General features: G+C 61.1%; 22 protein-coding genes and 1 pseudogene. 10 read left to right on the forward strand and 13 right to left on the reverse strand.

What is annotated here, in order from left to right:
- Positions 1-69 precede the first annotated feature (69 nt).
- Positions 70-510 carry a hypothetical protein gene (locus OXH60_07765; GenBank protein ID MDE0712016.1) on the forward strand — a complete coding sequence of 147 codons (441 nt, stop codon included), beginning with the start codon at positions 70-72 and terminating at the stop codon, positions 508-510.
- 529 nt (positions 511-1,039) lie between these two features.
- Here the strand turns inward: OXH60_07765 and OXH60_07770 are convergent.
- Positions 1,040-1,255 (reverse strand): nucleotidyltransferase domain-containing protein, encoded by a 216-nt coding sequence (locus tag OXH60_07770; GenBank protein ID MDE0712017.1) that lies wholly within the window; start codon positions 1,253-1,255, stop codon positions 1,040-1,042.
- Between the two features lie 219 nt (positions 1,256-1,474).
- Positions 1,475-3,217 (reverse strand): methyltransferase domain-containing protein, encoded by a 1,743-nt coding sequence (locus tag OXH60_07775; protein MDE0712018.1) that lies wholly within the window; start codon positions 3,215-3,217, stop codon positions 1,475-1,477.
- A 617-nt stretch (positions 3,218-3,834) separates the two neighbouring features.
- On the opposite strand from OXH60_07775, the gene dcm reads away from it, so the two are divergent.
- From dcm to OXH60_07800, 5 genes are read left to right on the forward strand one after another with little or no spacing between them, the layout of a single operon-like run.
- Positions 3,835-4,818: a DNA (cytosine-5-)-methyltransferase gene (gene dcm / locus OXH60_07780; protein MDE0712019.1), complete on the forward strand. Its 984-nt coding sequence runs from the start codon at positions 3,835-3,837 to the stop codon at positions 4,816-4,818.
- Positions 4,808-6,769 (forward strand): hypothetical protein, encoded by a 1,962-nt coding sequence (locus tag OXH60_07785; GenBank protein ID MDE0712020.1) that lies wholly within the window; start codon positions 4,808-4,810, stop codon positions 6,767-6,769. The genes dcm and OXH60_07785 overlap by 11 nt, the downstream gene beginning before the upstream one ends.
- Positions 6,766-7,632: a hypothetical protein gene (locus OXH60_07790; protein MDE0712021.1), complete on the forward strand. Its 867-nt coding sequence runs from the start codon at positions 6,766-6,768 to the stop codon at positions 7,630-7,632. The genes OXH60_07785 and OXH60_07790 overlap by 4 nt, the downstream gene beginning before the upstream one ends.
- Complete coding sequence (locus OXH60_07795) at positions 7,632-8,390, forward strand: DUF6339 family protein (protein MDE0712022.1); 759 nt, start codon at positions 7,632-7,634, stop codon at positions 8,388-8,390. The genes OXH60_07790 and OXH60_07795 overlap by 1 nt, the downstream gene beginning before the upstream one ends.
- On the forward strand, positions 8,347-8,808 hold the full coding sequence (locus tag OXH60_07800) for a very short patch repair endonuclease (GenBank protein ID MDE0712023.1): 462 nt from the start codon (positions 8,347-8,349) through the stop codon (positions 8,806-8,808). The genes OXH60_07795 and OXH60_07800 overlap by 44 nt, the downstream gene beginning before the upstream one ends.
- 248 nt (positions 8,809-9,056) lie before the next feature.
- Here OXH60_07800 and OXH60_07805 read toward each other — a convergent pair whose 3' ends face one another.
- The 6 genes and pseudogenes from OXH60_07805 to OXH60_07830 all read right to left on the reverse strand — a co-directional run bounded on the left by OXH60_07805 (position 9,057) and on the right by OXH60_07830 (position 14,259).
- The gene (locus OXH60_07805; GenBank protein ID MDE0712024.1) at positions 9,057-9,890 is read right to left on the reverse strand and encodes a DUF3883 domain-containing protein; all 834 of its coding nucleotides are present in this window, start codon (positions 9,888-9,890) and stop codon (positions 9,057-9,059) included.
- Between the two features lie 620 nt (positions 9,891-10,510).
- Positions 10,511-11,539 (reverse strand): endonuclease/exonuclease/phosphatase family protein, encoded by a 1,029-nt coding sequence (locus OXH60_07810; protein ID MDE0712025.1) that lies wholly within the window; start codon positions 11,537-11,539, stop codon positions 10,511-10,513.
- Positions 11,536-12,624, reverse strand: a complete 1,089-nt coding sequence (locus OXH60_07815) for a hypothetical protein (GenBank protein MDE0712026.1) — start codon at positions 12,622-12,624, stop codon at positions 11,536-11,538. The genes OXH60_07810 and OXH60_07815 overlap by 4 nt, the downstream gene beginning before the upstream one ends.
- 261 nt (positions 12,625-12,885) lie before the next feature.
- A complete protein-coding gene (locus tag OXH60_07820; GenBank protein MDE0712027.1) occupies positions 12,886-13,149 on the reverse strand; it encodes a PIN domain-containing protein in 264 nt (87 codons plus the stop codon).
- Positions 13,150-13,273: 124 nt separating this feature from the next.
- Positions 13,274-13,504 (reverse strand): AbrB/MazE/SpoVT family DNA-binding domain-containing protein, encoded by a 231-nt coding sequence (locus OXH60_07825; GenBank protein ID MDE0712028.1) that lies wholly within the window; start codon positions 13,502-13,504, stop codon positions 13,274-13,276.
- Positions 13,505-13,914: 410 nt separating this feature from the next.
- A pseudogene (locus tag OXH60_07830) lies at positions 13,915-14,259 on the reverse strand (translational GTPase TypA).
- 379 nt (positions 14,260-14,638) lie between these two features.
- On the opposite strand from OXH60_07830, the gene OXH60_07835 reads away from it, so the two are divergent.
- From OXH60_07835 to OXH60_07845, 3 genes are all read left to right on the forward strand, one after another.
- Positions 14,639-14,947, forward strand: a complete 309-nt coding sequence (locus OXH60_07835; GenBank protein MDE0712029.1) for a BrnT family toxin — start codon at positions 14,639-14,641, stop codon at positions 14,945-14,947.
- Complete coding sequence (locus OXH60_07840; protein MDE0712030.1) at positions 14,922-15,257, forward strand: helix-turn-helix domain-containing protein; 336 nt, start codon at positions 14,922-14,924, stop codon at positions 15,255-15,257. The genes OXH60_07835 and OXH60_07840 overlap by 26 nt, the downstream gene beginning before the upstream one ends.
- A 91-nt stretch (positions 15,258-15,348) precedes the next feature.
- On the forward strand, positions 15,349-15,537 hold the full coding sequence (locus OXH60_07845; protein ID MDE0712031.1) for a hypothetical protein: 189 nt from the start codon (positions 15,349-15,351) through the stop codon (positions 15,535-15,537).
- 194 nt (positions 15,538-15,731) lie between these two features.
- Here OXH60_07845 and typA read toward each other — a convergent pair whose 3' ends face one another.
- From typA to OXH60_07870, 5 genes are all read right to left on the reverse strand, one after another.
- A complete protein-coding gene (gene typA, locus OXH60_07850) occupies positions 15,732-17,600 on the reverse strand; it encodes a translational GTPase TypA (protein ID MDE0712032.1) in 1,869 nt (622 codons plus the stop codon).
- A gap of 206 nt (positions 17,601-17,806) precedes the next feature.
- A complete protein-coding gene (locus tag OXH60_07855) occupies positions 17,807-18,067 on the reverse strand; it encodes a hypothetical protein (GenBank protein MDE0712033.1) in 261 nt (86 codons plus the stop codon).
- Positions 18,054-18,647, reverse strand: coding sequence for a hypothetical protein (locus OXH60_07860; GenBank protein ID MDE0712034.1), 594 nt, complete (start codon positions 18,645-18,647; stop codon positions 18,054-18,056). The genes OXH60_07855 and OXH60_07860 overlap by 14 nt, the downstream gene beginning before the upstream one ends.
- Positions 18,637-19,644, reverse strand: coding sequence for a hypothetical protein (locus OXH60_07865; GenBank protein MDE0712035.1), 1,008 nt, complete (start codon positions 19,642-19,644; stop codon positions 18,637-18,639). The genes OXH60_07860 and OXH60_07865 overlap by 11 nt, the downstream gene beginning before the upstream one ends.
- A gap of 430 nt (positions 19,645-20,074) precedes the next feature.
- Positions 20,075-21,193 (reverse strand): ATP-binding protein, encoded by a 1,119-nt coding sequence (locus OXH60_07870; protein ID MDE0712036.1) that lies wholly within the window; start codon positions 21,191-21,193, stop codon positions 20,075-20,077.
- A 351-nt stretch (positions 21,194-21,544) separates the two neighbouring features.
- Here OXH60_07870 and OXH60_07875 point away from each other — a divergent pair, with 351 nt between their 5' ends.
- Positions 21,545-23,437 (forward strand): ABC-F family ATP-binding cassette domain-containing protein, encoded by a 1,893-nt coding sequence (locus OXH60_07875; protein ID MDE0712037.1) that lies wholly within the window; start codon positions 21,545-21,547, stop codon positions 23,435-23,437.
- The last annotated feature ends 70 nt before the right edge of the window (positions 23,438-23,507 follow it).

Here is a 23,507-nt window from a genome sequence, read left to right on the forward strand (position 1 = left end):
GGCCGTTTGTTCGCGGAATATCCGGAGAAAGACTGGAGAGCACTGGCAAGTCGCTTGCGAGATCGAGAGGTGATCGAGGACATCGCGAGGGCAATCGAAGACGCGGCGGCCGCGGCCACGAAATCGGTGGAGAAGACGAAGAAGAAGCGCCGAAGAGTTCGCGAGAGTTTGTTGACCAGAATCGCACGAGAGGACAAAGTCAAGGCTGAGATCCTGTCAGCGATCAAGTCACGCCTGACTAACAAGGACAAAACTCTAGCTCTCGCGGAGATTCGACAGTTCGCCACTTCGCTCGGAATGAAGGAAGAACTTGCTGTTCGCCGGAATCAGGCAGCAAATCAGATCGTCCGCCATTTGGCGACCAAATCGACGGAAGAAATCGAAGCCGCCTTGCATACGACGTTGCCTGAGCACCAGCCTCCCGGGGAGGAGTTTGGTCGTTGGGTTGAGCTGATTCTTGGGAGCGACACGAAGACAGGACAACCGAAAAACCCAGACGAAAATGGCTAACACGGAATTGTCAAGATGCAGGCTCTACTGCCAGATGAGCGGGTCCCTGCTCCCGCTGTTCAGGTCTCCATGGAGGATTGTATCGACGTAGCGAGGACGGGATTCTCCGGCCCTCTCGCGCTTGACCCGACTCGACGTCCCAGACGATGTCGTTATCGATACCGAGATAACCGTGAATGAGGCGGTTGCGGATCCCGATGATCGCCAGGGAATCTCCTGATGGGCGTCACGGACCGATTGAGGCGTCTGGGTCGCAGCCTCGCCGATGAGTTCGAGATTGCGCAGAGTGGCGTTGTAAGGCATGGGGCTGGCGACGCACGCAGCTTGGCCCAGCCCGGCGGTGTAGTCCCGCACCCATTCTCAGAAGCCGATCATGTCCTCGACGTAGAAGCGCTACCGCCGAGGTTCCCGGTCCCGCTCAGACATGAATCGCCTCGCGCTCACGCTCGATGTAGGGACGCCCTCCTCAGCGCAAGGTGCGGTCAGTCACTAGGTTGACGGGTTGGCCCAGCAGATCTTCGATGTAGAACTACGTGCCGAAGTAGTGTTTGGAGGTCGCGCGACGGTCGAAATGAAAGAGGATATCGAGATCACTGTCTTCACCTAACTGATCGCGGGCGAAGGAACCGAACTGGGTGAGATCGTTGACGCCGAAGGGAGTCGTCTTGTGCGTCCTCAGCAGTGCAAGGAATTTGTCTCTGGTCGTTGGCTGCCCCTGCTGTGTCCAGAAGAACTTAAGCGCCACGGATCAACCGACTCTGATCGAGTGCGGCGCCAGGACGCACGCTTGAAATTGGGACCGACCACTTCGCTGGCCGCGTCAAAACCGGCATGCGGGCCACCGGGGCATCGCGCGTTTCCGCGCCCGGCTCCGCCAGGAACTCGACATCGGGCCTATCCATTGGGGGCAATGGTGCAGATTCACTCTTGATCCCTGCTAAATTCCCGGAGCGGACCGCCCTCATCAGCCGACCTGAATGTGCCGCTCGCCGATCCATTCCGGAACTTGTTGGTCATCCTTCAAGCGAATTCGCTGAAAACACATGGCATCGAAGACGTCGTCCAGCCGCTTCTTATCGGCATCCACAGTCGGAAGACTCGACGTCGCCTCGAGCCAGAATCGTTCCGACACCAATGGCAGGTCCTTGACATACGCTGATTCCCACCAGTTGAGAACCCTGTCCCGAGCGGATTGAAGAAGTCGGTCCGTCGGGAGACGTGCTCTTTTCTCGCGCTGGTTTACCGTCCGATGTGCCGGCATCAAATTCCAGAGGTCGCCACAGCTCCAGGCCGTCCAAGGGAAGCAATGGTCAATATCCAGAGATCGTCGATTCAGATTTTGGCCGCTCCAGATGCAACGCAAATCACCGTCGGCCAACATGTTGAGTGCCCGCTCTCTTGCCAAGCCCACATCCCGCGTGGGCTCGTCCCACGTCATCGACGCTGCAATGGTTGCATCGTCCACATTGACACCTTGGCGTGAAGCGTAGGACTTGATGAGACGGCTCCACTCGGAGACAAGGGACGGCTCAACCCATGCGCCGAAGCGCCGCAAAGCCCACCAAAGATGCCTCGGGACCAGCATTTCGCCGAAGCGAAACAGGTACGCCTGATCCAATGTGATCGATGAAGAGAGAGGCGCCGTACCGGATTTCCGGACAGGAAATACCGGCCCTCCATTCGGATAGGTGATGTAGGTCGCGGGCATCTGCGCAATGGTGTTTGCGGCGTCCTTCAGCGCTTGGTGAAGGGCCGTGCCGGGTTCGCCTGAGAACCTGACCCCAACGCGGAGGTCGAGATGGGAGACGTCGGCAAGCCGTCGAAAAGCGTCCCTGACGAACCCGAGACGTCGCAGGCCGACGTTGGAAGGGTTTTGGGGAAGATTTGCGGATAACAGGGGTTTGAACAGCCGAATCCACGTCAGTGCGACAAGCCCAAGTGGCACGGCGACGAATTCGTCGTCGTGATCACGGGTACATCCTGCTGCACCGTCTGCCAGCCGACAGAGCGTACGAAGAAGCGCCAACTTGTAGGTTGAACTCTTGTCATCATTCAGGATGACATGCCGCAGCAGCGGAAGTGCTCCGGTTCCGTCGTCGGGCAATCGGACAGCGACTTGGATCCAGCGAATGCCAGGGCGGCCGAGGTGATCCTCCGCCTCTGTATGCCTTTCGACAAAAGCACCGTGATCGCGAGCCAGTCCGTCAACTTCTTCCAGCGAGATGGGGTGGATGCTCCTTGTCTGGTCCGTCGGTCCATCGCGCAGAACGATCGCCAGCAGGCCGCCCGGCTTGAGCAGGTTGATGATCTTGCGAAATGCGCGCGGCCGGTCACCCGGAGGCAGATGCATCCAGACAGCGCTCAGAAGGATCAGATCAAACGACAGGCCGGACTTGGATACGGTGGCGAGTGCCGGCAGACGGTCGTCGATCCATCGGATGTGTGCCAGCGCATGTATGGCGGTGCCGGTTGTCCGCATGGATGCGGAAGGCTCAACAGCCACAACGTCGTAGCCCTTGGCCGACAACCAGGCAGCATCACGGCCAGTGCCTGCGCCGATGTCCAAGACCGTGGCCGATCCCTTGGGCAGCAAGTCACGAAGCCAGCCGTGAACCGTATCGGAAACCAGTCCCTCATACTGTTGGATGACTGTCTCAGCATTCGCATCGTACCAAGCAACCGGATCCGCCATTCCCATTGAACTCATTCGGTTTTCTCGCAATGGTTGCAATGGTAATGCACGGCATGTTTGCTTCCAACCGGCGAGAGAAGCGGCCGACGCACTGTTGAAGAAGTCGCAGTGGCACGGGGACGACGCGACAAAGCCCCTCAATGTCTGCCAACGGAGATCTTGCAGCTCCCGTCAGGACATCCGCGTGCAACGCTCCGAGGCTACAGCGTCGAAATAAGCGCGTTGCACCGGCGACTTCCCTCAGCCGTCGGGAGAAAATCGGACTCAAACCCTTCCCGACTTGAACTGGCGCGACAGCTTGAATATCTTGTTGGCTTTCGTGGCAATGGTAGGCCAAACCGAGGAATATCGGTACAATTAACCTACTGAAACGATTTGTATTTGTTGGGGTGCAATATGGAAGTACGCTCGATCCTTCAGGAGTCCGGTCATGCATGACTTTAGGAAACACCGGTATCCGTTGCAAAATCAAGAGAGGCGGACGCGGGCGCCTATTTTTGAATGCTGCATTTGTTCAGTTAGTTGTGTCAATGGGTGACCGCTTGGCGGATTCAGGCCTTCTCGCCACAAGGGACGCCTAGAGATTGGTTCGGCAAGGAAGGTCAGTCAGCGCCGGGTGCTTATTTGGCGGGATGGGCGGATTTGCAACCGGGCTTGCTCAGGCTGGCCTAGAGATCTTATGGGCAAGTGACAACGACATTCATGCATGCTCAGCGTTCCAGCATCGGTTTCCCAATGTTCCAATGATCAACAAGGATGTGCGCCAGCTATCAGTAGAAGAGAATCGCCTGACACCAGTTGATGTGTTGGCAGCGGGTTTCCCATGCCAGAGCTTTTCACAAGCCGGCAGCAGGAAGGGATTTCAGGACCCGCGGGGCGCACTATTTTTCGAGATCCCGCGATTGATTCAAGAATTTCCTGAGGAAGATAGGCCAGCATTGGTGGTGTTGGAAAACGTACCACATCTATTGTACGGAGCGAACGGTTGTTGGTTCGACCAAATACGGCGAGCCATGCGTCAGGCCGGCTATTGGTTCAGAGAAGAAACGTGCTGGACCGTAAATGTTAAAGATGTGACTGACTCACCGCAGGATCGCGAGCGACTGTTTATGGTGGCGGCGGCTCGCCGACATTTTTCTCGTAACCCATTTTCTGCAGACAATCTCGTCAAAGCGCCAACGCGTCACAGACGTTCTCTCGACGAATTTATCGATCGAACGCAACAAGCAGAGATGGAAGCCTACCTCCCTCCCGACAACCGCTACTACAAGATGATTGACAAAGCAATGGGCGCAGGTGAATCAGCCAGCAACATATATCAACTGCGACGGTCATACGTACGGGAGAAGAAACAGGGCCTTTGCCCCACACTTACCGCAAATATGGGCGTTGGTGGTCACAATGTCCCATTTGTCCGTGATTCATGGGGAATACGCCGACTAAGTGTGAGCGAAGTTGCGGCACTCCAGGGATTCAATGTCGCGGGTGGGCTGTTCCCGAATATTCCTGTGGCAGAGCAATATCGACTACTCGGAAATGCCGTTTGTGTAGATCTTGCCCATTTGATAGGGAACGCATGCGCAAACATTTTGATTGGTCAGGCAAATGCAAATTGACAACAATATTGGTTGGCGGTTTCCGCCGACTAATGGCGGTAGAGTAGACGGATTCAATGATCCCGGAATCGCACACTTTACGGGCACGCCATTAGGCAGTCTCGCGCGAGAAACCATACAGAACTCGCTTGATGCCCGATTAGGCGAAGATCATCCGGTGCACGTTTCATTTGAGTTAATTGGCTTAAGTCCCGACTATGTAGGTCGCGACGAAATTGCTAGAACGATAGATCAGTGCAAGCAGACCGCTAAGGCTGGTGGAGATATGACGGCCGTTTCAGCTTTGGAAGCAGCTGGCCAAACGATTAGGCGAAAGTCGATTCCCTGTCTTCGTGTGTCAGATCGGGAAACTACGGGACTACGGGGAGACCATTGGCGCGCGCTTGTGAAGATGCAAGGGATTAGTCACAAACCAGATCTGGAGGGGGCAGGAGGGTCGCACGGTATCGGAAAGTATGCGCCATTTGCAGTCTCAACAGTTCGAACAGTATTTTACTGGACGTGTTTTCGCGAAGATGGTCGCGATGTAGAGCGATTCCAGGGTAAATCGGTTCTTATGTCACACATGAACGCAGATGGTGAGGAAACACAAGGTACGGGCTTCTACGGGTATCACAAGGATTGCAAAGAGTTAACGCAGAGTATTCCGCAAGGCTTCCGTGTACTTGACTCTGCCCAGCGTCCAAAACCTGGCACGAGCTTAACGATTATGGGGTTTCGGGAGACAGATAATTGGCGACGCCGTATCGCAGCTAGTGTGATTGAGAATTTCTTCTATGCAATAGCAAGTGGGAGTCTCACAGTCATAGTAGAGCCAGAAGAAGCAAGCGAATTGATGGAGATAAATCGAATTTCCATCGAAGAATGGTTTCAACACTTGATTGAAGATGATGCCGGAGATAAATCGACTAACGATTTAGCTGATCAAGTGCGGGAAGCGCGGAACTTTTGGGAAATTTCTCAGAGTGATCCGATTGCAGAAAAGCAAGATTCTGACTTAGGGCATTGCAAGCTCTGGCTTCGGACCTCCGATGGCCTTCCTAGCAGAGTTGCGTTTGTGAGGAGCACTGGCATGCTAGTAACGACGCGACAGCAAGGCCTAATTCGGTTTCCGGGATTCCGCGATTTTGCAGCGCTTTGTGTGTTTGAAGACCCCGAAGGAAATGAACTGCTTCGCAGAATGGAGAATCCGAAGCACGATCAATTCGAGCCAGAACGATTGCCAAAGGAAGAACGTGATCGTGGGCGTAAAGCGCTGAAGCGAGTAACAGAGTGGGTCCGCACCGAAATACGTAAGCGGGCTGGACCACCAGAAGGCGGAAAAAAGACGGTGCTTTCAGAACTAGCCGTTTATCTTCCGGACTACCAACCAGACGAACCTTTCGATGATACCAATTCCGATAGCCGTGAAGACAATGGAGAACCTGGGTTCGGTGGGCGGGTGACAATCTCACTGAAACCGGTACGGAGACCAGTACCACCTGGACTTGCGACAGAGGGCGACACCGAGTCTGATGGTGGTGCCGGCGAAGACACTGGTAGTGAGGGTGGTGCAGGAACAGGCGAGAATGGTGGTGGCGGAGGAGATGGAGGCGGCAGGGGCGAAGGCGAGGGACGAGGAGGTACTGGTGCAAGTGGGGGAGGAAGAGCTCGTCGCGGAATACCTGTTTCACGCGTCCGCATGCTTCCGCTTGTCGGTCGGAAGAACCGATATCAACTCAGTTTCTTGCCTCAAAGAGATGGAATTGCCCAGTTGATTTTGGAAGAAGCTGGCGACTCAACCACCATCCCACGGAATGACGTGCGTGCGGTTAGGCCAGACGTGTCACTTGATAAGGTTCGCCTAGAGAAGGGACGACGACACGTCGTCGAGATTACGGCGGACGGACCGATTGATGGCAGAGCTTGGCGTCTGTCGGCTGTCGCCACCAAGGAAAGAGATCAAGCATGAAGTTTGATCCTGGAAAAGCTTGGCCGCATCCGGTATTGCGACCATCAAACTTTGGTGACGATTATCCAGAAGCAGAGTTTGAAGTCGATATTAGAGTTACGCGGACGATAGACAGTACTGCAGTTGAGATTGAATCTTGGTTCGAACTAAGTGATCCAAGTCTCCTCGCTTTGCTAGATAATCAACGGGCTAGCTTTGCGTTGTTGGTGAGATCTCCGAAGACACATTATCGCCAAATGCTTCAGTCCTTCGCGCCAAAGATCGCTCAATCATTTCCATCTGGCGCACTGTCCGGACGGGTTGAGCTCGCGCCATTCTTGGTTTGCGTAAAAGCGTTGCAGAGTTTTCGGGCGGATGGGTGGCATCCGGATTTCGGGGAACGGAGTTTCACTATTGACCCTGGGACAGTACTTGCTGAGGATGTGTCCAAGGATTATTGGATAGATACCGCGGACGAAGCACCGCTTGGATCAATTTTTGGCCACAAGGTTCGAACAGATCTGGTGGAAGGACGATGGGAGTACGAAATTGCTGAAGATCGAATTTGGATCGTGATGTCGAATGCCAATACTGAACAATTTCAGTCGGCACGTAAGTTGGCTGACAATCAGCCAGAAAGTCAGTACTTGATGAACGGACTTTATTTGCCTGCACTGGTGGCACTGCTGAACGATGTTGATCAAAATGCTGAAGACTACCGCGACTTTCGGTGGTTCTCATCATTAGACCACCGCCTCGAAGCGGTAGGGTGTCTACCCCTAGGGGGCGATAGTTCAAATCGCCTCGTTGATGCCCAAAAAATACTTGATTCCCCTTTCCCCAGAATGCCTCTAATTGCTGGTGCTCTGGAGGCCAGTTCATAATGCAGCTTCGGTATTGTACTGCGAACACTCTCGAAACTCTTAGACACACCGTTCCGGATCGTCTTGATTGGTACTATGCTCCACACCAGCCGCTTTCCATTACGTCATTTGGCGGCCTTCGGGAGTCTGTAGTTGAAGCGCCACGGCTCGCGGATAAGCTTGCTGTCGACAACGAAAAGCCGGCGAAAACTGACGCGCAAAATGCATTGGCGACTTACAAAGCGATGAAAGCATTGACACCTCATCAAGCGTCTATTGAACGCATGTGGGTATATTTGACGCATTTTGACTGCCCACAATATGTGTCCTCACGCTGGCTGAATCGTAGGCCAAAAGAAGTGGATGATGCTGTTCGCGAAGTTAAGAATCATTTTTTTGTAGCAGGCAACAGAGGGTTAATTCGCGACAACGGTGTTTCCCGATTATGGTGGCTTGGAAAGATCGCTTTTCAAATCGACCCGACTGCACCGGACGTTTTCCTGAAGATCTTGCTGCATAGGCAGGATGTCCGCTCCGCATTGATAGAGCGACCTTCGGTCTCCATGAATCAAAATCTACTGCGTGGAATTTATGCGGTAATGCGAGACCACTGGAATAATGGTGGAACGTTGTTTGAAAGGGAAGTGTTTCGAAACTGGATGATTGCGCTGAATCGTCGAGGTGGCGTTATATTGCTAGACGCATTGCCCGAGGACGCTCTCAGACAATTACTGAATGAGGAAGCGGAACAAGCAGTTGCTTCCGCTAAAGCTAAGTGACGTGGTGGATAATCTAAGTCAGCGAGATCGTTCTCGGTGTATGTCCAAGATACGATCAAAAAACATGAAACCGGAATTGGTGGTGCGGTCAATGGTGCACCGCCTCGGGTATCGTTATCGATTACATCGTTCAGACATGGTTGGTAAGCCCGACTTAGTGTTCCCGCGCCGTCGCGCAGTTATTCTTGTCAATGGATGCTTTTGGCATTGGCATCCAGATCCGGATTGTCCGATATCGGGATTGCCGAAATCAAATTTATCTTACTGGGAGCCCAAATTTAAGCGCACTCGTGTTCGTGATCGCAAGAATGTGGCGACTTTAGAGGCTGAGGGTTGGAGAGTGCTGACCGTTTGGGAATGCGAATTACGGCAGATCGATAACGTCATCGCTAGAATTCGGAAATTACTTGACAGCTAGCAATTTCGCCGGCTTTCCGAAAGTTAAACCGTGTGTTGCGAGAAGATTCTCCGCACTGTCGTCGAGCGCAAGCATAGCGCTCAACGGCAACGATGCCGGGCTGGGGCAGATCGAGCGAACCGCGCGTCGGTGGCCGTCGATGCGGGCGGGAAAAAGCGAGTCGCTTTCACGGAACGCGCCGGAACCAAGCGTGTCATCAAGCGGTTGTAAGACACCAAGGAATGACGGAAGTACGTAAAGAAGTGGGGTCAGTGGAAGCGAGCCTCGAAGCTTGTCGCTATGAGGGTCACGTGTGCATCGAGCGGCGGGCGCAACTCGAAGGCTTTCGGTTCCCGGGCAAAATTCCATAGACGTAGGAGGCACCACTCAGTGGGCCGATTTTCCGCGACGACGAGCTCGTTCCGAGTGATGTGGAAGGGCGTCCGCTCCCAGCCGTTGGTCGTCTTCACCTCGATCAGTCGGGCCTGGCCCTCAGGGGAGTAACTCTCGATGTCGTATCCCGCGCCGTCGCCGTCTTCGTCGGACACCCATCGCACGCGCCTGGCCAGGTCGGCACGGCCGACGCTTGTAAGAACGGTCCGTTCATGGGCGAGAACGCGCTCTTCGCCCGCGCGTCCGAGCGCTCGGTTGCGCTCGTCTCGTGCGGCCACGTCGAACTTGCGCGCGATCGCCTGCATCTGTTCGAGTTCGTCGGGTGGAGGGTAGTTCCTGAGAGTAGGCGGCAACTCGATGTCGAGATGAGCTGCCTGCGGCATGTTGGCCCGCTGATCCGCAAACGGTGCGGGAGCATGGAACTCAGGGTGCTGACGCAGCCAGCGGTTGACTGCATCGGCGAGAGACATCTGGACATTGGATGCGGGCAGATATCCAGTGAGCCACGTTGCGCCCAGTCCCTTCAAGACGGCGCTGATATTCCGGTGCTTGAATTCGATTGACGGGCGGCTTCGGTCGATCCATTCCCGCAGTCGCCGGTTGTGCTCGGCCTTGATATAGGGGCGTCCAGTGAGGTCGGCCGCAAGCATCGCAAAGTAGTCCGCGACGATGAGGTCGTTTTCGTCATCCGTCCAGGGGCCGGTCGCCATGTAGGCCAGGCTAACACTGGTCAGGGGGGACGGTCATCTGTCGTAACAGTCCTTGGTCTTGCGCCACGAGAATGCGGCGGCGGCCTTGGCAAGCAGGAACACAGCAAGGCCAGAGACATTCACTCGCCGCTGTGCATGAGTTGCCGTCCCGAATGCTCAATTCACGAATTTCAATGTCGCGCGCCGCGAAGCCGGTGTCGCGAAGGTTCACGGCACCGAGGCATTTGCATGCGTAGAACGAAATCCTCGAACTTGCCCGCCTCGCGCTGACACCCCCATCCGCGACCCAGCGCCAGATCGTGGCGTTCTCTGGTGCAAAGCCGGCGTCGCAGAGCGCCTGTTCGACTCGTTCTGTGTTCACCGCTCCGCAGGCGATTTCAAGGTCGACCTGTACGTCTATATCGATCGTGGCCGCAAAATTTTCAGATGTTGGACAAGTCCAAACTTGCTGGAGAAGCCCCGGGCGAGAAGGTCATGATCGCACCATTCTGGGGCCGGCATGCCAGCCCCAGGCTCGAGGCAGTTCCAACAGGGTTTCCGGTGGGCCCTGCGTGAGACAGGGCGCCACTTCTCTCCCGCTCGTTGGTGCATAGTCTTGGGCTACTGCCGGAGAGGCTTCGTTACCGGTCCCTGCGCATGCGAAGGGAAGCCAGGACCGGATGGTGGTCGGTGTGGCGAAAGCCAAGATCGGTGGTCTCGACCCGTTCGATCGTCACGTTGGGGGAGACGAGGAAACCGTCGACGATGGTCACGTAGTTGACGCCCGCCTCGTAGCGCCGGTGCAGAGTGCGCACGCTGGGAACCGATGAATCCAGACCGAAGGTCCATCCCTCGGGCACCGTCTCGCGGGGGAAATCGTGGATCCACGAGAGATACTTCGCCTCGGTTTCGTGCGGGAACGAGGTGGCGGTGAGCCGCATGTTCCAGTCACCGCCTACCACCACGTGCGCGCCGCGCCGGTACTCGGCCTGCGCCATCTCCAGCACTGCCGGCACCTGCTGCGCCCGGACCGCGCCGCCGTCGTCGAACGCGGAGAGGTGGATGTTCAGGATTACCCACTGGCGGCCGTCCGCGACCGGAACCCGGGTGACGAGGGCGCCGTAGTGCTTCTTGAGCATGCCGAGCCGGAAGCCGGGTTCCTGTGGCAGCGGGTGCGCCGCGCACTCCCGGGCGGCAACGCGGGCGAGGGTCATCATCCCGTGCGAGATCCTGAGCGGCGGGGGCAGCAACGTCGTTGCAAAATCTTCCCAGAAGGCGGTGCGGTAGCCGTTCAGTGGTCGCAGCACGCCTGCTGTGACATCGACGCCCCGGGTCGCGAAGCCTGCGCCCGCCATCTCCTGCAGGAGCACGAGATCGGCATCGAGTCGATCCAGGGTCTTGCCGACGGCGTTCGCCGCGGTGACGATGCTGCGGTGATCCAGGGCGCGAATGCTCCTTCCGCCGTCGGCGACGAAGTCCGCACCGGCCCCTAGGGATCCGTAGCCGACGTTCCATGTGACGATTTGCAAGGTGTCGCCGGCCGCACCCGGCTCGGCGGTACCAATGAACGCGATGCCGCCGTAGCGCGGCGACTTCCGCCGATTTGCGACGAAGACGATGCCGGTCGCGACGGCCAGCAGGAGCAGCAGGACCGCCACGGCCTCCGTCATGGAGGCGTTCGTCCCGCGAGATTGCGCAGGCCGGTAGCCGCTTGCTGCACGACCCCGACGATGATGACGAGAAAGACCGCTTCGGAGAGCAGTACCCTGATGAATCCGGTGACCGAGCCCGCCGCCTGCACGTCCTGGTAGATCTCCGAGTACCGCATGTAATGCCGTTGATCGGTGGCGGACCACGGCTCCATGTGCGACAGCGATTCCGCGAGGACGCGCGAGACGGTAATGGCGTGCATGAAGTAGCTGGCGAGCGAGATGGCCAGCAGGCTCACCACCATGCACAGGGAAGCAGCCGACCCCAACCGGAGGGCGCCGACACGAAACGCCGCCGAGAGCGGCGTCAGGGATATCAGCAGCGTCATCATCATGACGTAGAGAAAGATGAAGGCGATGGGCTCGACCTGAACCAGCACGTCGCTCAGCAATTGGCGGAACGCCAGATAGGCCCTCTCAACTTCCACGATCGCATGGAGGTTGAACACGGCGGGTTGGATCGTGAGCAGCGCTTCCGCCTTGGCGACCAGCTGCTGGGCAGCCGACGCATTTTCCTGCCAGTCGTGGCGGAACTGCAGTGCAACCTTGGCGAGCGCGAGTCCGCCCAGACCGAAGAGCACGCAGGTGTAGAGGTTGTAAATGCGGTACCCGCGTTTGAGGTGGGCGGCGACGTCGTCAGCCTTCGACCGGTCGTCGGTGGTGTCGGCTTCCGGCTGGCTGCCGCCGCCGCTGTTGCCCTCGTCGGCCGCCTTGACCGTCCGCCACGAGTAGAGCTCGGTGGCGCCGAAGACACAGGCAAACCAGAAGAGCACGTAGGCGAATTCGGGCTCGCCCGCATAGTACAGACCCACGTCCGGGCAGGAGACCATCACGATCCCAACGCCGATCAGCGTCATCGTGAACACGGCGAACTCGCCGAATCTGCCGTCGATGCGCAGCTTCGACTCGGGCCCATTGATGGGGATCTGATGACGCCGGCGCCATACTTCCCCGCCGCGCCAGTAGCCGCCTACCAGAGCGAGAGCGCCGACGCCGATCAGCACGAGCGTGGGGAGGCCTTCATCCCAGGTCGCAACAGAGAGCATGTGATGAAACGCGGTTGAATTCAGGCAGGTGCTCGCGCCGGACACCGGTCGCGTGGTTCATCGAGAATGCTAGTTGAGCAGTGTAGGCAGCGCTATTGGGAGCTAATGTTGGTGGCCTGACCGGTACCTCATCATGACGTGTGGCGAATCCAGGCGGTACCGGCAGGGAATCGGTTGCACACCAACAACGACATGACGGATATTTCATCTCGCCGTGGCATGTCCCGGTCCCGGGCGACGTTTTCGCCAACCCGGCAGCTCTCATGCAAACGGATTGACGATCGTCAGCCCATTGATCCGCCGGCCGGCCTGAAGGTCCTCTGTCAGGAGCCGACCGCACCGTGCCTCCAGGGCCGATGCAACTACCAGCGCATCGTAAAAGCTGAAACCATGCGTCTTGGCCAACTCGATGGCCGCCAAATGCGTGTCGACGGTGATGGGACGAATCGGGTGCAGTGCGGTGCGCAGATCCGACAGCGCTTCGCTGATCGCGGCCCACTCAAGACGGAACTTGCGCCACAGCACGGCGGCACACTCATTCAGAATCTGAACGCCGATGACACCGCCCGCGAGGACCGCCTGCCTGGCAGTCTCGCTCTTGTCCCCGTGCCCTGGGCTTAGACCAACAGGTTGGTGTCGAGAAACGCCGTCACCTAGTCTTCGCTTCCTCGCGGTCGAAAACGTAGCCTTCCGGCATCGGCCATGCGCGGGCGCGCATTCGCTCGACGGCACGAGCCCGCCTGCGGTCCCTCGCGATGACCATGCGTCCGGCGTCGGTGGAAACGATCTCCAACTGGTCACCCGGCCTCAGACCGAGATCCTCGACCACCGCCTTGGGCAGCCGGACGGCGAGACTGTTTCCCCATCGTGAAACTTGCATGATGTTTCTCATGGTGTCCTCGGTGGAAGGATATCAATCGGCCGATCGGGTCCGTGTTCGATCCGGGAAGGGGCGCTCTCGCCAACGCTTGGCCCGTCTCGGCCTCTCCGCTGCATTCTCGAAAAACGCTGATGAGTCGGGGTGTTCCCCGTGAGGCAGACGGCCGGAACCCCCGGCGCCCATCGGACCCCACGCGATGCCAAACACGTCGCCACAGCACTCCTCGGGACACAACCGGCAGGCAATGGGGCCGCCGCCGTTACGGAATGCCTGGCAGTCCCGCCGATGTCGGATGGGCGCGGAGCCTAGCGGGAGAGGGAGCAAGGGCGAAGTCAACGCCCGGGCCGAGATTACACGGCGTCGCTGCACCCGGATTGCGTCGCAAACCCTCCATACCTCCCACAGGGCGATCAGCGTGTCGCGGATTTCGCGCGGGCGGCGCGGCGACGCGCAGAGGCGTCGAGCAGCCGCTTGCGAAGCCGGATCGACGCCGGCGTCACTTCGAGCAGCTCGTCATCCGCAAGATAGACGAGAGCGATTTCTAGCGGCATTGGCCGGGGCGGACTTAGGCGTACGGATTGGTCCTTGCCCGCGGCCCGGATGTTGGTCAGCTGCTTGCTCCTCAGCGGGTTGCCGTCGAGATCCTGCGGGCGCGAATGCTCGCCCACGATCATCCCGCGATAGACGGGCATGCCCGGCTTGACGAACAGCGTCCCCCGCGGCTCCAGGTTCCAGAGCGCGTACGGGACCGCCTCGGGCGGGGCCGTCGATGACGCCTTCGGCGACCAGGCCCGCGTGGATCGTGGCGTTGATTTCGTCGCGCAGCGCCCGCGTTGGGGCGATCGCCCCTGTCCGCTCGCGTTTTCCCGGCGGCAGGTTCAGCCATTAACGCGCGGGTCTCGACGCCGAGCTTGGCGAAGGCGGTCTTCGCGTCGCTGGTGAGGCTCGCAGCCATCATCCGGTGGTCGCGGAAATGCGGGATTCGTGCGACTCCATGGACGCCAGATATGCGGTTGCGGGCGGCAGAACAAGGGCGGAACGAACGGTCGCACCATCCAGACGCCGTGCGCCGCCGCATGACCCGGTCCGCGCCTGCAACCCGACGCGGCACGGCGGACGGCAGGCTTGGCCACTATGGGCCTTTGGCCTATAGTCTCGGGGATGGAGCTCGAATGGGACGAGGCCAAGAAAAACGCCTGCTTCGAGCGTCGCGGCTTCGACTTCGCCCATGCCGTCAACGCCTTCCACGATCCGCACCCGATCGTCGTCCAGGACCGGCGGCGGGACTATGGCGAGGTGTGCTACCGGCTGCTCGGCAGGGTCGACGGGCGGGCCCATGTCATCGTCTACACGATGCGGGGTCCGGCCGTCCGCATCATATCGGCCCGCAAGGCCATCCCGAAGGAGGTCGCGGACTATGAGCACAACGCGCATCACGGTTGATCCCGACGATCCGGCCACCTTCCCGAAGGGGCGCATCGACGCCGCGAGGGTGGACGCGACCACGGAAGCGGAGATCGCGGCCCAAGAGCGGGAGGACGAAGCTGAGGCCATGCAGGACATGGCGCGGTATACGCGCCGGGTCCGACGGCGGATGGGCCTCAGCCAGACGGAGATGGCGCGGCGCATCGACGTGTCGCCCGAGACGATCCGCAACTGGGAACAGGGCAAGCGCTGCCCGACCGGCGCGGCGCGCGCCCTGCTGCGGGTGCTCGATAGGGCGCCCGAGACCGCGCTCCGCGTGCTGACTTGAAAACGGCATGATCGACGACTCGCGACCAAGTTTTTCGCTCATGCCCTAGGCGGCGCCTGACGGTGCCTGTAGGTTGCAAGAGCTTGATTCCATGCAGGAACTCCCCATGCTCGGTGGTTTGCCAAAGCCGAATCGCAGGGACAAACCTGCTCTCGCGGACTATCAGGGCGCGTTGCCCGGCCTCAACCTCTATGCCGTCATGCGGGCTGCCAACGCTGCGGAAACCGCAATGGGAATCTCCGCTCAGAGGCTCTGGAAAAAAGAAAACCGGTGCGAATGATTGCCTTCCTTCAGAGCGTTGCTAGGTGCGATGGGTGCCGTGCGGATGTTGAGCAGCTCCTCCCCGCTGCCGACGGTCGGGGAAGGACCGTATTGGGATCGGAGCGAGGGGTGACGCTCACCGCCGGGCTAACCGGACGAGCTGTCATTGCGCTTGGATTGCGTTGAAAGGCAGCCCCACACCCCGTTGAGCAATCAGCGCGCCGCCGATCTCACGCGTGCGGCACGGCGACGCGCAGACGCGTCGAGCAATCGCTTCCGAAGCCGGATCGACGCCGGTGTCACTTCGAGCAGCTCGTCATCCGCGAGGTAGGCCAGCGCGATCTCGAGCGGCATCGGCCGGGGCGGGCTTAGGCGCACGGCATCGTCCTTGCCCGCGGCCCGGATGTTGGTCAGCTGCTTGCTCCGTAGCGGATTGACGTCGAGATCCTGCGGTCGCGTGTGCTCCCCCACGATCATCCCGCGGTAGACGGGCATGCCGGGCTTGACGAACAGCGTCCCACGCGGCTCCAGGTTCCAGAGCGCGTACGGAACCGCCTTCCCGTCGGCACTTGAGACCAGCACGCCGTTCCGCCGCCCCGCGATCGGGCCCTTGAACGGCGCGTAGCCGTGAAAGATCCGGTGCATGATCGCCGTGCCCCGGGTCACGGCGAGGAGGTCGCCGTTGAAGCCGATGAGGCCGCGGGACGGACCGTGAAACCGTGCGCGGCTCTTGTCGCGCCCGGAGGGCCGGAGCTCGATGAGTTCCGCGCGCCGCTTGGCGAGTGCGTTGACCACGTCACCCACGAACGCGTCGTCCACGTCGATCTGAATTTCCTCGATGGGCTCGAGCGGTGCGCCGCCCTCGGGGTCGTCGCGCATCAGCACCCGTGGGCGGCTGATCGACAGCTCGAAGCCCTCGCGCCGCATCGTCTCGATCAGCACGGCGAGCTGCAGCTCGCCGCGGCCGGCCACCTCGAAGGAATGCTCCTCGCCGGTATCGGTCACCTGGATCGCGACATTGCCCTCGCTCTCGCGCTCCAGGCGGGCCCCGATCATGCGCGAGGTGAGCTGTGTTCCCTCGCGCCCCGCGAGCGGCGAGGTGTTGATCGAGAACACCATCGCGATCGTCGGCGGATCGATCGGCTCGGCCGGTATCGGTTCGCATTCTTCGGAGCAGGCGATCGTGTCCCCCACGGAAGCGGTCTTGAGGCCGGCAAGGGTCACGATCTCGCCGGCCTCGGCGCGCTCGACCGTGATGCGTTCCAGCCCGCGCGCGCGGAGCAGCTTGGTGAGGCGGGTGACCTCGACGACGGCGCCGTCCACCCCGAGCGCCGTCACGGTTTGACCGGTTTCCACCCCGCCGGAGAGTACGCGACCGCTCACCAGCCGACCAAGGAAGGGGTCGGCCTCGAGGAGGCTGATCAGCATCCGGAACGGCCGGTCCTGTTCCGTCGCTGGCGCCGGGACATGCGCGAGCACCGTCTCGATCAGCGGGGACATGTCGGTCCCGGCAACGGCCGGGTCGTGCGAGGCCCAGCCGGCGCGCGCCGAGGTGTAGACGGTCGGAAAGTCCAGCTGCGTGTCGATCGCTCCGAGGGCGTCGAACAGGTCGAAGACGGCCTCGTGCACGACCTCGGGCCGGGCGTCGGCGCGATCCATCTTGCTGATCGCCACGATCGGCCGCAGGCCGAGCCGGAGCGCCTTGTCCACGACGAACTTGGTCTGCGGCATCGGGCCCTCGGCCGCATCCACCAGGACAAGCACACCGTCGACCATCCCGAGCACCCGTTCCACTTCGCCGCCGAAGTCCGCGTGGCCGGGGGTGTCGACGATGTTGATGCGCACGCCGCGCCAGTCGATCGCCGTGCACTTCGCCAGGATCGTGATCCCGCGCTCGCGCTCAATCTCGCCGCTGTCCAGTGCACGCTCCCGCATGGGCTGGTTTGCCCGCACGGTGCCGCTTTGGCGCAGCAAGCCGTCGACCAGGGTCGTCTTGCCGTGATCGACGTGCGCAATGATGGCGATGTTGCGGAGATTCCCGGCAGCAGGATACTCCTCCTGCGCATTCTCGACAGGACGGATGTGCGACGCTTCTGTATCCACGAGTGTCACTTGGTCAGATATTCCTGATGAGGCTCTCGGAGGAAAGGGGTAGTAGTGGCGTTCGGACCGACTCTCCAGGCTTCGCGGGCACGAGCGTCAGATGCCCTCGGCCCTTCAAGCGAACTTGCGAAGTCGTGGGTCCCTCCACCCAGGTGTTCGGCGGTGTTTGCCGCCGATTGTATTGGTCAATCGGAAGAATTCCGTAGACGCTGACAGAACTCCCCGACTGCGACGATGGCGTCGGCGGCCAGTGTTCGGGGATTGAGATCGGGATGGTCAATCAGCATCTGGGTGACATAGGCCTGGGCCCCCTGGGCCACCGGGTTCTCGAAGTTGGCCTCCAGCTCAACTAGCGCCGTTCGGAGGGCAGTGATCTCGCCGGTGAAGCGGCGCTCCACCAATGCGGCCGCAGCATCCGTTCCGCCAGCGTCGTTATGCAAGAGCACGAATGCAATGTCGTACCAGTCCTTGGCCTTGCGCCGCGAAAATGGCCGCGGTCTTGGCAAGCAGGAACCCGGCGAGGCCGGAGACGTCCACCTCGGCGGTATGTGTGACATTGTTGTCCCGGATGTTCAATTCACGAATTTCGATGTCGCGCGCCGCGAATCCGGTGCCGCGAAGGTTCACGGCACCGAGATCTTCGCATGCGTCGAACGAAATCGTCGTTGCCGTTGGTACATCATGAAGGTCGGCCAGCAGTTCGAACTTGACCACCGGCGCGCCGACACCCCCGTCCGCGAACCATCGCCAGATCGTGGCGTTCTCCGGTGCAAAGCCAGCGTCGCGTAGTGCCTGCTCGAGTCGTGCGGTGTTCACCGCTCCACAGGCGATCTCAAGGTCGACCTGCACGTCAATGTCGATCGTGCCCGCGTGCTGGAACTCGCTTCCGGCGCAAAGCAGCTCCGGGACCAGCCCCCCGAGCACGACGAATTCAGGCCTTTCCCCGTAGTGGTTAACGACGTGGACGAGTGCCCTCTCCGCAGCTTCCCGTGCCGCTCGGGAGCGGACCGGTAGGTCATCGACCACGCATTGTCTCCCGGAGATGCTCGGCAGCCTCCTCGCCCCGCACCCCGAGGACCCGAAGATCGGTGTAGGCGCGCGGCCACGGAACGAGCCGCATTCGGTCCTTCACCGTAGTCAGCCGCTCGGCCGTGGTCGTGGGGAATGGTCGCAGGGTGAGCCTCCCGCCTTCGATCGGTCGCAGGCCAGTGTTCGCGGCCACCCATTCGAGTCTGGCGCTTGTCTTTCCTTCAACGTAGACCTCGCTGGTCGTAACCGTTGTCAGATAGGGGGCGAGCGCGGACCCCGCTACAGCGCCCGTAGCCGCCCACGATATGCCTGCGCGATCCCACTGTCGGCCGGCATCGGTCAAGCCCGACACCGGGTCGCGCCAAGTCACACCGACCGTGATCGAGACCGGCGGCATCAGCGCCGCTGCTGCCTCTGCATATGCGTCCAGCAACCGATCCGGGTCGACAATGCAACGGGCGGCGTTCCGGCCACGCCGGGCCTCCGCGTGCAGGAAACCGAGGTCAGTGAGGGTGCGCAGCGCGTTGGTGGCGCTTCCTGCGGACAATGCCGTGATCTCCTGCATGGCGCCGACGGTCCCGCGTCCGCCACACAGCAAGGCTTCGGCGGTCGCCAGTACCGCAGGTGTCCAATGCGGCGGCTTGCGCGGAGACCTCTGGACACGACCATCCCTGGATATGATCAAGGACCCCCGCGCGATCTCTGCGGCGCCGGTCTCGTCGACCCAGCCGATCCCTGCGGCCGAAAGCGCCTCGCGCGCGGCGAATGACATGCGCCGGGCGACCACGACGTCGGGGCGCTCGTTCTGGTTTTTGATCAGCGCGCGCGCCTGTCGAAGTCCCCCTTCGCCCAGCCAGGTGACTCGGACGGGCGCTCCATTGAGTGCAAGGTTGACCGAGCGGCCATCCTGATGGCTACGCCGAACCCGAACCGAAGGCGGGAGTACAGCCGCAACCGCGGTCTCGGAACGCTGGGTGATGTCGTGCTTGGCCATGGTATCTGTAGAACGGTTCTATCTTCAGTAATCGAGAATACTTCACTATCACGATGATGTATAGAAATAACTGAGGATAAGGCGCTGAGCCACACGGCGTGCGTGTTGTCGTCGTCTCCGCCAGATCGCCAGGCGTCACTGGTGGTCTGGTAGCCCTGTTGACGCACTGCGAAAGCGAGGTCCCCGTCACCGTCCTCCCGCGAAGGGTGCACGAGGCCACGACTTGACCGAATTCCGATTTACTTGCGATACGCGGGATTGCTTGGAGAGCAGCACCCTGATGAAGCCGGTGACCGAGCCCGCCGTCCGCACGTCTTGGTACATCTCCGAGTACCGCGTGTAATGCCGCTGATCGTTGACGGACCCGTGCACTTCACGATGACGCGGATCTACGGAAGGGTCACGGTCCTGACGGGGCGCCATTCGCCCGTCATTCGCCCTTGCGGGCCACAACATCGGGAAGGTCGACCACGGGCACCACGCTGACCGCGTGGTCGAGCTCATATCGGCCAGATCCCGGATACACGATCCACACGTGCTGCAGGGGCAGGTCGCGCTGTACCGCGCGGATACTCCGCGTCATCCTCGGCGCGTCCTGGTACTTGAACTCCATGCCCCACAGGGCACCGTCGGCCTGCCAGACGAGGTCCATCTCTGCGCCGGTGTGCGTGCGCCAGAAGTACAGGTGGTGGATCCCCAGGAAGCGGATCGCCTGCTCCATCGCAAATCCTTCCCACGAGGCGCCGAGCTTGGGATGCGCCTCCAGTTGCGCGGGAGTGGCGATGGTGTGGAGCGCATGGAACAGGCCGCTGTCACGGATGTACAGCTTCGGCGCCTTCACCAGCCGCTTGCCGACGTTCGCGTGCCATGGCGGCAGCAAGCGGATCATGAACGTACCGCTCAAGATCTCGAGGTAACGGCGAACCGTGTGATCCGAAATCCCGAACGATCGACCGAGCTCGGTGAAGTTGAGTGTTTGGCCATGGTAGTGGCTCACCATCACCCAGAACCGCCGCAGGGTCTCCGCCGGAACCGTGATTCCGAGGGCGGGAATGTCGCGCTCCAGGTGGCTGCGGATGAAGTCTTCGCGCCACAGGGCAGAGGAGGCGTTGTCCTCCGACAGGAAGCTTCGCGGGAACCCGCCCCGGAGCCACAGGTTGCGCCATTCGCCGACCCCCGTCTCGTCGAGCGCCAGGGGACCGAGGTCGTGATAGGCGACCCGGCCGGCAAGGCTTTCGGAGACCTCCTTCACCAGCTCCGGCGAGGCGCTGCCGAGCAGCAGGTACCGCGTGGAGTGCTGGCGGTCGGCAAGGACGCGGAGAAGGGGAAAGAGATCCGGCTTGCGCTGCACTTCGTCGATCACGACGACGCCGGTCAAGCCCTCGAGGGCAGTTTGCGGCGCGTCCAAGCGAGCAAGGCTACGCGGATCCTCGAGGTCGAAGAAATGCTCGGCGTTCAGCGATCGAGCCAACGTGGTCTTGCCGCATTGCCGGGGACCGAGGAGCGCCGTGATCGGGGCGCGGCGGAGCCTAGACTGAACGGCGTCCATCTCACGCGGACGAGGCAGGTGGACCATCAGAGAACACTAGCAGCTAGAAGCTGATAATTCGAGTAGAAGATTCGAATATTCAGCATTTATGGCGGCAGTTTCCGCCAACCCGGGAATCCGCAACGCCGGCGGCGATCGCGAGACACGAAAGAGCGGGTTTCCTGCAGCTGCGAGCCGGTTGTCCCCGGCAGTGTCTCGTGCGGACCGCTGCACCAAGGAGGTCAGGGTTCGATTGGAGTTGGTCGGTCGGCCACCGCGCCAGCCGCCGGGCCCGAAGGCTGCTGCTCCAAGATGCAGGGGTGCCTCGGGCCCGAGCGTTGTATTTCTCCACACGGGGTGTACACCCCGGCCATGCTGCGGATCGACAACCTGACGTACCGGATCGGCGACCGGGTGCTGTTCGACGGGGCGAGCACGGTGGTCAACGCCGGGCACCGCGTGGGCTTCGTCGGCCGCAACGGGACTGGCAAGACGACGCTGCTCCGCCTGATCACCGGCGCCCTGGAGCCGGCGAACGGGACCGTCAGCGTGTCCGGGCGCTGGCGGATCGGCATGACGAGCCAGGAGGCGCCCTCGGGTTCGCGGAGCCCGGTCGAGGCCGTGCTGGCCGCCGACCACGAACTCACCGCCCTGCAGCGCGAGGCCGCGACCGCGACGGACCACGCGCGGATCGTCGAGATTCACGAACGCCTGCAGGACAAGGAGGCGCACAGCGCGCCCGCCCGGGCCGCCCGCATCCTCGACGGGCTCGGCTTCGATCACGCGGCCCAGCAGCGCCCGCTCGACACGTTCTCGGGCGGCTGGCGCATGCGGGTCATGCTGGCGGCGCTGCTGTTTACCCGGCCCGACCTGCTGCTGCTCGACGAGCCGACCAATCACCTCGACCTGGAATCCACCCTGTGGCTGGAGGAGTACCTGCGGCGCTACAGCGGGACCGTGCTCGTCGTCAGTCACGAGCGCGACCTCCTGAACAGCGTCGCCCAGAAGATCCTGCATCTCGAGCACCGTCAGCTGAAGCTCTACCAGGGCGGCTACGACCGCTTCGAACGCACCCGGCGCATGGGCCTCGCGCGGGATGCGAAACTGCGCGCCCGCCAGGAGGCGCAGCGCGCCCACATCGAGAAGTTCGTGGCGCGGTTTCGGTACAAGGCCACCAAGGCGCGCCAAGCCCAGTCGCGTCTGAAGATGCTGGAACGGATGGAACCGATCCCGGAGCACCAGGACGAGGCCAGCGTTATCTTTCAGTTCCCCGATCCCGAACCCCAGGCGCCGCCGCTGTTCAGCGCCCGGGAGGTATCGGTCGGCTACGACGACACGCCGGTGCTGAAGCGGCTCTCGCTGTACCTCGACGACGACGACCGGATCGCGCTGCTGGGCGCGAACGGCAACGGCAAGTCGACCCTGATCCGGTTGTTGGCAGGCCGGCTTTCGCCGATGGGGGGCACGGTGTCCGCCGCGCCGAAGTTGCGGGTCGGCTACTTCGCGCAGCACCAGGCCGACGAGCTCGACCTGGCGGGGACGCCGGTGAGCGAGCTGACCCGTCGACGCCCCGGCGATTCACCTGAACAGATCCGCTCCCAGCTTGCCCGGTTCGGCTTTTCCCAGGACCGTGCCCTGACCACCGTCGCGAGCCTGTCCGGAGGCGAGAAGGCGCGTCTCCTGTTCGCGCTGATGACGGCCGACCGGCCCCATGTCCTGCTGCTCGACGAACCGACGAACCATCTTGATGTCGATTCGCGCCAGGCGCTGATCCAGGCGATCAATTCCTTCGCCGGCGCCGTCGTCATTGTCAGCCACGATCCCCACGTCATCAAGCTGACCGCCAACCGCTTCTGGCTGGTTGCGGACGGGACCGTGGCGCCATTCGACGGCGACCTGCAGGACTATCGGGACCTCCTGCTTGCGGGTTCCGCCAACGGGAAGCGCGCCGACACCGGGACCGGGGAGACGCCGTCACTCCATCCGAAGAACAAGCGGGATCAACGGCGTCGTGCGGCCGCGCAGCGCCGGGCCCTCGCACCGCTTCGCCGCGATCTCCAACATGCCGAGCGGATGGTCGAACAACTGACAACGAGGAAGGCCGAACTCGACGAGGCGATGGCAGCTCCTGACCTGTATGACGGCGGTGGCGAGAAGGCGGTCGCGTTGCAGAGGGAACTTCGCGAGGTTACCCGCGATCTGGCACAAGCCGAGGCGCGGTGGCTGCAGTTGCAGGAGCAGTGGGAGACTGCCCCGGCCGCCTGACGCGACAGACGCGCCCCGAACAACGGATCTTGCGCAGCGAGAGCATCTCGTTGATCGAACGAATGCGCGA

The organism is Rhodospirillales bacterium (assembly GCA_028824295.1).
Taxonomy (GTDB): domain Bacteria; phylum Pseudomonadota; class Alphaproteobacteria; order TMED109; family TMED109; genus VXPW01.

Coding starts and splice junctions, on each gene's coding strand:
- OXH60_07775 (MDE0712018.1), bottom strand. CDS start 3,217: ATGAGTTCAATGGGAATGGCGGATCCGGTTGCTTGGTACGATGCGAAT.
- OXH60_07815 (MDE0712026.1), bottom strand. CDS start 12,624: ATGCTCTCTGTTGCGACCTGGGATGAAGGCCTCCCCACGCTCGTGCTG.
- OXH60_07800 (MDE0712023.1), top strand. CDS start 8,347: ATGAGGAAGCGGAACAAGCAGTTGCTTCCGCTAAAGCTAAGTGACGTG.
- OXH60_07840 (MDE0712030.1), top strand. CDS start 14,922: ATGAGCACAACGCGCATCACGGTTGATCCCGACGATCCGGCCACCTTC.
- OXH60_07795 (MDE0712022.1), top strand. CDS start 7,632: ATGCAGCTTCGGTATTGTACTGCGAACACTCTCGAAACTCTTAGACAC.
- OXH60_07810 (MDE0712025.1), bottom strand. CDS start 11,539: ATGACGGAGGCCGTGGCGGTCCTGCTGCTCCTGCTGGCCGTCGCGACC.
- OXH60_07845 (MDE0712031.1), top strand. CDS start 15,349: ATGCAGGAACTCCCCATGCTCGGTGGTTTGCCAAAGCCGAATCGCAGG.
- OXH60_07785 (MDE0712020.1), top strand. CDS start 4,808: ATGCAAATTGACAACAATATTGGTTGGCGGTTTCCGCCGACTAATGGC.
- dcm (MDE0712019.1), top strand. CDS start 3,835: ATGGGCGGATTTGCAACCGGGCTTGCTCAGGCTGGCCTAGAGATCTTA.
- OXH60_07825 (MDE0712028.1), bottom strand. CDS start 13,504: ATGCAAGTTTCACGATGGGGAAACAGTCTCGCCGTCCGGCTGCCCAAG.
- OXH60_07790 (MDE0712021.1), top strand. CDS start 6,766: ATGAAGTTTGATCCTGGAAAAGCTTGGCCGCATCCGGTATTGCGACCA.
- OXH60_07865 (MDE0712035.1), bottom strand. CDS start 19,644: ATGGCCAAGCACGACATCACCCAGCGTTCCGAGACCGCGGTTGCGGCT.
- OXH60_07875 (MDE0712037.1), top strand. CDS start 21,545: ATGCTGCGGATCGACAACCTGACGTACCGGATCGGCGACCGGGTGCTG.
- OXH60_07870 (MDE0712036.1), bottom strand. CDS start 21,193: ATGGACGCCGTTCAGTCTAGGCTCCGCCGCGCCCCGATCACGGCGCTC.
- OXH60_07835 (MDE0712029.1), top strand. CDS start 14,639: ATGGGCCTTTGGCCTATAGTCTCGGGGATGGAGCTCGAATGGGACGAG.
- OXH60_07805 (MDE0712024.1), bottom strand. CDS start 9,890: ATGGCGACCGGCCCCTGGACGGATGACGAAAACGACCTCATCGTCGCG.